Origin of the sequence: Binatus sp. (SeqCode) (assembly GCF_049584895.1) — a bacterium.
Taxonomy (GTDB): Bacteria; Desulfobacterota; Binatia; order Binatales; family Binataceae; genus Binatus.
This window is the reverse complement of the sequence record NZ_JBAUYR010000108.1, coordinates 20220-30171: the sequence shown is the minus strand read 5'-3', so window position 1 is coordinate 30171 and position 9952 is coordinate 20220. Positions and strand designations below refer to the sequence as shown.

8 protein-coding genes and 1 riboswitch are annotated in these 9952 nt (G+C 63.0%); of the genes, 6 read left to right on the top strand and 2 right to left on the bottom strand.

Annotation, left to right across the window (positions count from 1 at the left end; translation table 11 throughout):
• The 5 genes from WB650_RS19420 to cobS all read left to right on the top strand — a co-directional run.
• Nucleotides 1-187: hypothetical protein (locus WB650_RS19420; protein ID WP_423961666.1), on the top strand; the 187-nt coding region annotated here is incomplete at its 5' end.
• A 32-nt stretch (nucleotides 188-219) separates the two neighbouring features.
• Nucleotides 220-1692 carry an ATP-binding protein gene (locus WB650_RS19415; RefSeq protein WP_422306009.1) on the top strand — a complete coding sequence of 491 codons (1473 nt, stop codon included), beginning with the start codon at nucleotides 220-222 and terminating at the stop codon, nucleotides 1690-1692.
• 120 nt (nucleotides 1693-1812) lie between these two features.
• Complete coding sequence (locus WB650_RS19410) at nucleotides 1813-1995, top strand: hypothetical protein (RefSeq protein ID WP_422306011.1); 183 nt, start codon at nucleotides 1813-1815, stop codon at nucleotides 1993-1995.
• Nucleotides 1996-2115: 120 nt separating this feature from the next.
• Complete coding sequence (gene cobT / locus WB650_RS19405) at nucleotides 2116-3180, top strand: nicotinate-nucleotide--dimethylbenzimidazole phosphoribosyltransferase (RefSeq protein WP_422306013.1); 1065 nt, start codon at nucleotides 2116-2118, stop codon at nucleotides 3178-3180.
• Nucleotides 3177-3950 (top strand): adenosylcobinamide-GDP ribazoletransferase, encoded by a 774-nt coding sequence (cobS, locus tag WB650_RS19400; protein WP_422306015.1) that lies wholly within the window; start codon nucleotides 3177-3179, stop codon nucleotides 3948-3950. The genes cobT and cobS overlap by 4 nt, the downstream gene beginning before the upstream one ends.
• 2 nt (nucleotides 3951-3952) lie before the next feature.
• On the opposite strand, the gene cobU is transcribed toward cobS, so the two are convergent.
• Nucleotides 3953-4471 carry a bifunctional adenosylcobinamide kinase/adenosylcobinamide-phosphate guanylyltransferase gene (cobU, locus tag WB650_RS19395; protein ID WP_423961662.1) on the bottom strand — a complete coding sequence of 173 codons (519 nt, stop codon included), beginning with the start codon at nucleotides 4469-4471 and terminating at the stop codon, nucleotides 3953-3955.
• 60 nt (nucleotides 4472-4531) lie between these two features.
• A riboswitch (cobalamin riboswitch) is annotated at nucleotides 4532-4692 on the top strand.
• Between the two features lie 152 nt (nucleotides 4693-4844).
• Here cobU and WB650_RS19390 point away from each other — a divergent pair.
• Complete coding sequence (locus WB650_RS19390; protein ID WP_423961661.1) at nucleotides 4845-6950, top strand: TonB-dependent receptor plug domain-containing protein; 2106 nt, start codon at nucleotides 4845-4847, stop codon at nucleotides 6948-6950.
• Here the strand turns inward: WB650_RS19390 and glnE are convergent.
• Entirely contained in the window at nucleotides 6907-9894 is a 2988-nt protein-coding gene (glnE, locus tag WB650_RS19385) for a bifunctional [glutamate--ammonia ligase]-adenylyl-L-tyrosine phosphorylase/[glutamate--ammonia-ligase] adenylyltransferase (protein WP_422306881.1), read from the bottom strand. The genes WB650_RS19390 and glnE overlap by 44 nt on opposite strands.
• Nucleotides 9895-9952: the final 58 nt, after the last annotated feature.

The window sequence follows — 9952 nt, the reverse complement described above, 5'->3', positions numbered from 1 at the left end:
CGATAAGGATCTGCTGCAGACGCTCGCGGTGATCGGCAAGGAGAGCGCCGATGTGATGCTGTCCGCGTTACTCACCTCTCCCGCGCCTGCGACCCAGTCGCAAGGCGCAAGCCGGGAGAGGTCGGGAGGCGACATTGATGTCGCCGAGCGGGTGAGGGCGCCGACATCGAAGCACTCAAGCGCCTGATCATCGAGCGCACCGAGGGCAATCCCTTCTTCATGGAGGAGACGGTCGAGGTTCTGATCGACGAGGGCGCGCTGGTCCGCGACGGCGCGGCCGTCATGCTGACCAAGCCGCTCGCCGACTTGAAGATCCCGCCGACGGTGCGCGCAATCCTGGCCGCGCGCATCGATCGTCTGTCGCCAGCCGATAAGGATCTGCTGCAGACGCTCGCGGTGATCGGCAAGGAGTTCCCGTTAAGTCTCGTGCGCGCTGTTGTAAGGACTTCTGCCGACGATCTCTCGCGGATGCTCGATGACCTGCAGCTAAGCGAGTTCATCTACGAGCAACCAGCCTTCGGCGACATCGAGTACAGCTTCAAGCACGCGCTGACGCAGGAGGTCGCCTATAACTCGATCCTGATCGAGCGCCGCAAGACACTTCACGAACGGATCGGTGCCGCAATCGGAGAGCTGTTCAAAAATTCGCGCGAGGACCATCTTAGCGAGCTCGCTGACCACTACGCCCGCAGCTCGAATATCGGGAAGGCAGTCGAGTATCTGGCTATGGCGGCCAAGCGCGAACTGTCGCAGAGCGGCTACCAGGGCGCTCTGCGCCGTCTGGAGAATGCGATCGAGCTGTTCGCGAAATTGCCGGATTCCCTGGAACGCGCTGAGCTGGAGCTCGACCTTCAAATCGACTACGGCGCCGCCCTGCTGGTGACCAGGGGATGGTGGGTACCCGAAGCCGGCAAAGCCTTCAGCCGCGCGCGCGAACTATGCCAGCAAAAAGAGGAAGACCCTCGCCTGTACAGAGTGCTGAGCGGATTGCACTCTTTCCATCTCGTCCGCGGCGAACATCCGATGGCGCTTGCGTACATCGATGAACTGATCGCGCTGGCGAATCGATTCCGCAACGATGCGATGCAAGCTGACGCGCATTTGCAATCTGGCTTCAGCAAGTTCTTCATGGGCGATTTCGCCGATGCGCACTCGAGTCTGGAATTGTGTATCGGCTACCACGCCGGCCAACCCCATATAACCACCGGGCTCGCCCCAGCTGATCAGGATCCTCTGATGAGCGCCCTGTGCTACGACGCCATGACGTTGTGGATGCTCGGTTACCCCGATCAGGCGGCAAAGCGCGCGGCCGAGTCGCTTGAACGCGCACGAGAGCTCGGATCTGCGTTCACGCTGACGTGGTGCTTGTCGCAACTAGGCATGTACTACACGGTTCGCCGCGACTTTGACTCAGCGGAGCGAACGACAACCGAAGCGCTGTCGCTCGCCCGCAAGCACGGCCTGGCCTTCCTCGAGGCGCAAATACTCGCCTATCGATTGATAGGGTCGGCGGCCCAGGGAAAATTCGGTCAGACCGCCGATCGCGCATCAAGCGAATCCGGCTATGCGGACGTCGGCTACGAACTCGCGCATACGTGGGCGCGATCGATCCTCGCGCAGGGCTTTGCGAGCTTGGGGCAGCTCGATACCGCGCTTGCGTTGATCGCTCAATCCGCTGATCTGGTCGAGTAAAATCAGGAGCGTTACGTCGAGTCGGAAGTTCATCGCATCAAAGGCGAGCTGACCCTGCTACAAGCCAAGGACGCATCCGCAGCGGAACAGAACTATACCAAGGCGATAAAGGTAGCGCGGATGCAGCGCGCAAAGTCATTAGAGCTGCGCGCAGCTATCAGCCTCGCACGTTTGCTGCGCGACACCGATCGCCGAGACCAGGCCCGCGCCACGCTCACCGAAATCTACAACCAATTCACCGAAGGCTTAAACACCCCCGATCTGAAAGACGCAAAGTCCTTGCTCGCAGAACTAGGCGCCTAGCGCGGCAGTGACCAAGCATCGTCATCCGCTCTCTCAGAACTTCGCGAGAGGGGAAGAACTTCTACCAAGGTTACGCATCGGACTTGTAAGGGACCGCGGCGCGTGATGCGATCACGCGGCATGTCTTTGCTCAAACAAACAATCGCCGCGATCCTGCCGCTCGACAATGAAGCGGCTTGGGCGGCTGACGCGCGCCTTAATTCACTGACCAAGCCGCCGGGGAGCCTCGGCCATCTCGAGGAACTCGTGCGCCGCTACGCCGCAATCCGTCACGATGAGTCGGTGAAGTCCGGACGCGGCGCAATCGCCGTCTTCGTCGCCGATCACGGCGTCGCGGAGGAAGGCGTCAGCGCATTCCCGCAGGCCGTGACCGCCGAGATGCTTCGCAACATCGCCGCCGGCGGCGCAGCAATCAGCGTGCTCGCGCGCCGCTTCGGTTATTCACTGAAAGTTGTCGACGTCGGCGTCAAGGTCGATACCAGCGCCAAGCCGCTCAGCGGTGTGACGTATCGACGCATCGGCGCCGGCACTCGCAACCTCCTCGACGGCCCTGCGATGACGCCTGACCAAACAAGCCGCGCGCTCGAAGTTGGAATCGAAATTGCGCGCGAACTTTCAGATAGCGGCGCGACGCTAATCGGCATCGGCGAGATGGGTATCGCGAACAGCACCCCCGCCGCCGCACTCCTCTGCGCGCTTACCGGAATCGCGCCCGAGTCGATAGTCGGGCGCGGGACCGGCCTCGATGACGCTGGCGTCCGCCGCAAAATCGAAGTAGTGACTCGCGCGCTCGAGATCCATCGCGATGCGCTCGCGTCAGGCGAGTCGATGCTGGCTGCGCTCGGCGGTTTCGAGATCGCCGCGATGGCCGGCGTATGCCTCGGCGGCGCTGCCTCGAAAGTCCCGGTGGTGGTCGATGGCTTTATCGCAACCGCTGCGGCCGCGGTCGCCGCGAAGATTCACCGGAGATTGTTCGACCATCTTTTCTTCAGCCATCGCTCGGCCGAAGGCGGCCATGCGCTCGCGCTCGAACATTTCAAGCTCCGTCCGATTCTCGATCTCGGTCTCCGACTCGGCGAGGGCACCGGCGCCGCGCTCGCGATGAACGTGATCGAGTCCGCCCTCGACTTGCTCAACAACATGGCGACCTTCGAGAGCGCCGAGGTTTCCGGCAAAGTCCGATGAGCGACGAGGCAACCCCTGCGGGCGGCTTCTGGACCGAACTGCCGCTTGCGATAAGCTTCCTGACGATTCTGCCGGTGATCGACCAGCGTCCGGCGTCCGACGAGACCGTCTCTGCTTCGTTCGCATGGTTTCCGATTGTCGGCTGTCTTATCGGGCTGGCGCTGGCCGGCGAGGATTGGCTGCTCGCTCATTTCTTCGCGCAAGTGGTTCGCTCGGTTCTTATTGTTCTCTCGCTCACTGTCCTCACCGGTGCGGTTCATCTCGACGGACTGGCCGACACTGCCGATGCGCTCGGCGCAGGACGCGATCGCAAGCGCGCGCTCGACATCCTGCACGACAGCCGCGTCGGCACCTTCGGCGCGAGCGCAATCTTCTTCGACTTAACGCTAAAGATCCTGGCGCTCTCGACCCTCGCGGGTGCTCGCCGTTACGCCGCGTTGATCATCGCACCGACGCTCGCCCGCTTCGCCATGGTGATGGTTGGCGTCGGCATTCCCTATCTTCGCGAGTCAGGCGCCGGGACCGCTTTTCTCAATAGCCAGAGCCTCGGCTGGCGCAGGAGAGTCGCTGTAATCTTTTTGATCATCGAATGTGCGATTCTGCTAAGTCCTTTTCGTACAGTCGGGACGCTGGCCGTCAGCGTTGCGCTCCTGATCGCATTTCTAATGCATCTCTTTTATCGTCGCTGGCTCGGTGGCGTCACCGGCGACCTGATCGGCGCGTGCGGTGAGGTGATCGAGATAGTCGTCCTGCTCACAATGTCCCTGTGAGTCTATTTCACCTTAACCGGATAGCCCGCGACCATCAGGATCACATCGTCCGCCGCCGCCGCGACTTTCTGATTGGTCCATCCCAGCAGGTCGCGGAAGCGGCGCGACTCTGCATGATCGGTCGGCACGATTCCCGATCCGACTTCGTCGGTCACGACGATACTCGCGAACGGCGCATTCTTCAGCGCGGCGGCGAGCTTATCCGCCTCCCCAAGCACCGGCCCATCGTCGGTGCTGTGCCACATCAGGTTGGATACCCACAACGTCAGGCAGTCGAGCACGACCAGGTCGGCGCTCTTGCCGATCTTTTCGAGCGCGGCGACAACCTTCACCGGCTCCTCGACGGTTCTAAAATCCTGCGGCCGCGTCGTGCGATGAAATTCGATTCGCGCCGTCATTTCGTCGTCGAGCGCTTCGCCCGTCGCGATGAAAAATTTGCGCTGATATGGAAGCGCAAGCTTCAACGCCTGCATGCTCTTGCCGCTCCGCGCGCCGCCGGTGATTAACGTGATCGTCCCCATCAGAATGATCGAGCGTACACGATCGCGACTCACGTGTTGACTGCACGCGGTGCCGCAAGTAACTTCTGCGTCGCACCCGGTGCACGGGAAGCCGGTTCAAATCCGGCGCTGCCCCGCAACTGTGTGGGGGGACGACGGCCCATCATGCCACCGCTTCGGCGGGAAGGCGGGCCCGAGGACGAACCCCAAGCCAGGAGACCGGCCGGGTCACTAACTGTCTGCCTTCCGCGGGGAGGGTGGCCTCAGGCACGATTTCCTGAAGCCCGATCCCTCGATTTCCGAGTGGTCGGGTTTCTTTCAGTAGCCCGACTCCCTCCACCGCGCCGGCAGCCTTTGGACTCGGAGGGAGTTCATGCGGTTTCTCATTTTGATCTTGTCGACAGTCTTTGCGACGGCTCTCTATGCACCGATCGCACACGCTCAAACGCCCGCGTCCGCATCGTCGCCAGCACAAACTCAGAAAGCCGCGCCCGCCAATCAAACCAGGTCCGCATCGTCGAAGAAGAAGACGAGTCAGCCGGCAACGGCGGCTAAGAAAGAAGAAGCACAGAAGCTGAATCCGATCGTCGTCACCGCGACCCGAATCCCGCAGCCAATCGATCAGATCGGCACCACCATCACGGTCGTCGAAGATCCGCAAATCCAGGAGCAGAAGATCCTGCGCGTCGCCGACGTCCTGCGCGAGGTCCCCGGCGTCCAGGTCACGCAAAGCGGCTCGCCCGGCTCAGTTACCGACGTGTCGATTCGCGGCGCGACGCCGTCGCAGACACTGGTGCTGGTCGACGGGGTCGAAGTCAACGCGGGCGCGACCGGCAGCTTCGATTTGGCCAATCTGACTACCGACAATCTCGATCGCGTCGAGGTCCTACGCGGCGCGGGCGGTTCGCTGTACGGTTCGCAGGCGATCGGCGGCGTGGTCAACGTCCTTTCGCAGGAGGGCGAGGGCCCGCCGACCGCGAGCCTGCTTTCAGGCGGCGGCAATCGCGCGACCAGCCAGCAGGTCGCCAATTTCAGTGGCGCCGAGGAGGACCTCCATTACTCTGGCGCGGTGTCGTACTTTTCGACTGAGGGTTTTCGACCGATCAACGACAACTCCGACAATCTCGCGCTCAACGGGCGGCTCGATTACCACCTCGGCGACGACACCGTGCTGCGCGGCTTCGCGCGCTACATCGCGTCGAACGTGAGCCTGCCCAATTTGAACATAGCCTCCGGCTCGCCGCTCGATCCGACCGCGCATCAACGCAACGAGTTCATGCTGTTCAAGGGCGAAGTCGAGCATCACTTCGGGGAAAACGTTTTGGTGCGCGCGAACGCGTACTACGTGCGGCAGGACCTGCGCGATACGGGAACTCCATATCCAGGCAACATGAGCTTCCAGGAGGATCGCATTCCCGACGAGACTCGCGGCGGACTGATCGAGACGGTGTTCACCTGGCCCTGGTTCGAGGGCTTTCGGACGCTGGCTGGATTCGATTTCAAGGATCGATGGGTCCGCTCGGATGGCATCTTCAGATTCCTGAATCTCGGGCCGCCCCCGCCGCCTCCGCACTTCATCACGTCGATAAGCCTGTTCGACGCTCGCCGCCAGGAGTACGCGGGCTACCTCGAGCAGGAGGGCAGTTTTCTCAACGGGCACATTCTCATGACGGGCGGATTTCGCGTCGATGGCAACAGCGAGTTCGGCAAGGAGGTCAGCCCCGCATGGTCGGTCGCAATTCCGATTACACAAATCTCGACCACCTTGCGCGGCAGCTACACCGAAGGCTTTCGCGCGCCGGCATTCGACGAGCTGTTTTTCCCCGGCTTCGGCAACCCCAATTTGAAGCCGGAGATTTCGAGTGAGTGGGACGGCGGTTTCACCACCAACTTAGGCGAGCGGGCCTCATTAACTGCGACCTACTTTTCGCGCCGCGTGAAGAACCTGATTGTCACCGTGCCGTGCAAGGTCGGCCCGACCTGTCCGTTTGGATCGGAAGCCGGCAACGCCTCGCGCGTCGACGTGCAAGGCGTCGAAGTCGTCCCGAGTCTCACGATTGCCAAGGGACTGACGCTCAGCGGCAACGTGACCGTGCTCGACGAGACCCACGTCAATGCCCCGCTCCCCTTTGCCTCGGCGTTTTTGACCCCGCCGCGTCCGCTGCGGGTGGCGAAGCATACGGCGTCGGCACTGCTGGAATACGTGCGGAGCGGGAATTTTCTGCCGCACGACAAATTCAACGCCAACGTGAACTACATCTTCGTCGGCGATCGCGACGACCTCACGGTAAGCGGAGTTCCGCCGATCGCGAATCACTCCGCGTACAACCTGGTAAACGCGGTGGTGTCATACACGATAGGCATCCCGCTCAAACACGTGAGCAACGAAGAAGTTTTCGCGCGGGTGAACAACCTGATGGACCGCGACTATTCGCAGGCGTTCGGATTCAAGGCCCCTACGATAAACGTGCTGGCGGGATTGAAGCTGGATTTCGAGTAGGAGTGAAATACCTGTCGAAGATTGCGCGGATGCGATCGCGGCGTTGCGCCAGTTCGGCCAGCAGTCGCGATGCGCCGTCTGCTCCTTCGAAGCCCATGCGGCGCGCCAGCGGGCGGAGCCCCGTCACCGATGTTGGGACGGCCCACGAGGGCTGGTCGCTCTCGATGCGCAGGCGATTCTCCAGGCGCGACAGGAAGCGGTAGTCGTCCTCGAGGATGGACGCGTCGGCGGCCGTCAGCAGATGGAGACGGGCGAGCGCCTCGAGCAATTCCATCGTGTTGCGTACCCGCAGTTCCGGATGCCGATGGCCGTGGCTCAGCGCCATCATCTGCGCGAGGAACTCGACGTCCACCAAGCCGCCGTGGCCCTGCTTGATATTGAGCCGCGTCTTGTCCTCGGCGCCGATTTCCATCTCCATCCTATGACGCATCGCCGCTATTTCGCCGACCTCATCCGCGCTCAGCCCGCGGCCGTACACGAATTCCTGGCGCGCCGCTTCAACCTCGCGGCCCAGCTCGCGGTCGCCGGTAATCACGCGCGCGCGCACCAGCGCTTGCCGCTCCCACATCGCCGAGCTCTGCCGATGATAGTCGCGAAAACCCGCCAACGACGTGACCAGCGGGCCTGCGTTGCCCGACGGGCGCAGGCGCAGGTCGAGCTTGTAGGCGTAACCTTCGCGCGTGCGCGATTCGAGAATCGCGATCAGCTTCTGCGTGATTCGCGACGCGATCTCGCGGCTGCCGGCGGCGACCTCGGCGCGATCGTCGTAGACGAAAATCAAATCGAGGTCGGAGTTGTACGACATTTCGCTCGCGCCGAGGCGGCCCATCGCGATCGCGCACAGCCGCATCGTGGCCGGAATCGGGAAGCGCGCCTCGGTCTGAATTCGCGCGAGCATCATCGCTTCATCCAGCACCGTTTCCGCCAGCGTCGTCAGCTCGCGCTCGACCTCGAACAGTTCGAGATCGCCGGCCAGGTCAGCGATCGCGATGCGCAAAAACTCCTGATGCCGAAATGCGCGGAGCGCGTCGAGCTTGCTCTCGAAGTCCGGACTCGCCGCGATCAAGCCCGCCAGGTCGTCGCGTAATTCAGCCGGACTGCGCCGGGTGGCGGCGAGGTCGGATCGCACGAGCGTATCGAGCATATCGGGATGGCGGATGAAGATGGTCGACAAGTAGGCGCTCGACGCGAACAGCCGCAGCAGGATTCGCCGCGTCGCGGGATGCTGTTCGAGCAGCGCGAGGAACGAAGTGCGCGCGCCGATCGCGGCGATAAACTCGGCCAGGTTCATCAGCGCGAGGTCGGGATCGGGCAGCCTGCCTATCTCGTCCATCAGCATCGGCCCGAGGCGCTCGAGCAGCTCGCGCCGCCGGGGACTGGTCGGCGCATGCGAGGGCCCGCGCGCGAGCAGCTCGAGATGCCGTGCGCTTTCTTCGGCGCGCGCAAAATCCAGCTCGCGCAGATAGCGGGTCGAGGAATCGGGATTGAGCGCCGCGTTCCACGCCAGTTCCGCAGAAGAGGAGACCGATCGCGTCGATTCCTCGTCGCCACCCGCGAGGGTTTCGCGGAATTGCAGCTCGACCAGCGCGCGATGAGATTTCAGTTGATCGCTGAATTTCTTCAGCGCCGCTGCGCCCTTGCCAAAACCCATCCGCGCCGCGAGCGCGCGCATCCCGTCTTCCGTCGCAGGGAGGACGTGCGTCTGCAGCCCGGCAACGACTTGCAGCTTGTGCTCGACGTCGCGCAGGAACAGGTACGCGTCGGCGAGTTCGCGCGCACGCTTGGTCGGCAGGTAGCCGAGATCGTCCAGCTTCCCGAGCGCGGCAACGGTCTGCTCGATTCGCAGCCGCGGATCGCGTCCGCCGTAAATCAGCGTGAGCGCCTGCACGATAAATTCGAGCTCGCGGATTCCGCCACGGCCGAGCTTGATGTTGCGCTCGATCATCGCGGGCGTTTTCAGTTCCGCCTCGATCTGATGCTTCATCGCGCGCAACTGGCGCAGCGTGTCGAAATCCAGGTAGCTGCGAAACACAAAGTGATTCAGCTCGGCACGCAGTTGCAGCCCGATCTCGAGGTCGCCGGCGACCGGGCGCGCACGCAGCAGCGCGGCACGCTCCCACGGCTCGCCGAGGTTCTCGTAGTAGTTGATCGCGCCGTCGATTGGCGTCACCAGTGGCGCGGAACGTCCGCCGGGCCGAAGCCGCATGTCGATTCGAAAGCATCGTGCCGACAAAATCTCGGTAAACCATTCGCCTAGCCGCGCCGCCGCTTCGGAACTGTCGTGCGAACCCGAGGACGCATGAAGATAAACCAGGTCGACGTCCGAGCTGAGGTTGAGCTCACGCGCGCCCAGCTTGCCCATCGCGAGGATGCAAAACGGCCCAACTGCGCGCGCTCGCTCGCCCAGAAACCGGGTCGCGAGATCGAGCGCGGTGCGAATGCATTCGTCGGCCAGCTCCGACATTGCAAGCGCCGTCTCGCCGACGCTCAGCCGGTCGAGCAGATCCGCAATCGCCACCCGGACCATCATGCGGCGCATGAACTGCCCGAGCGCGGCGGACGCGGTCTGCCGATCGGGCGCGTCGATCGTGACGCGTTCTGTGCGCATCGCAGCGACCAGACCTTCGAGAGTCTGGACGCGAGCCTCGAGAAAGATTTCCGCCCACTCCCGTCCGGCAAGGGACAGCTCGGTCGCGATGAGTTCCGACGAGCCGAGGCAAAAGACGAGGTCGCCGCCGGCCGCGCGATCACGAAGAACGTCCTTGAGCGCGGTGGCGGAATTTTCGGCGAGCTTGGTCAGAAACGCGAGCGCCAGCTGGTCGTCTGGCGCGCGCTCCTCGACGGTCGCCAGCGCCTGCAACGCGAGGCGCGCGTTGCCCAGCCGATCCTTCAGCCGCTTGGCCAGGACCGCGAGCTGCGGAGATTGCGTCGCCGTGCGTGGCATCAGATCAACGATAACAGACGCCAACGGTGCGCGCGCCGCGACTATTCAGGATTGTCGG

Coding starts and splice junctions, on each gene's coding strand:
- WB650_RS19410 (WP_422306011.1), top strand. CDS start 1,813: ATGCAGCGCGCAAAGTCATTAGAGCTGCGCGCAGCTATCAGCCTCGCA.
- cobU (WP_423961662.1), bottom strand. CDS start 4,471: ATGGGGACGATCACGTTAATCACCGGCGGCGCGCGGAGCGGCAAGAGC.
- cobS (WP_422306015.1), top strand. CDS start 3,177: ATGAGCGACGAGGCAACCCCTGCGGGCGGCTTCTGGACCGAACTGCCG.
- cobT (WP_422306013.1), top strand. CDS start 2,116: ATGTCTTTGCTCAAACAAACAATCGCCGCGATCCTGCCGCTCGACAAT.
- glnE (WP_422306881.1), bottom strand. CDS start 9,894: ATGCCACGCACGGCGACGCAATCTCCGCAGCTCGCGGTCCTGGCCAAG.
- WB650_RS19415 (WP_422306009.1), top strand. CDS start 220: ATGGAGGAGACGGTCGAGGTTCTGATCGACGAGGGCGCGCTGGTCCGC.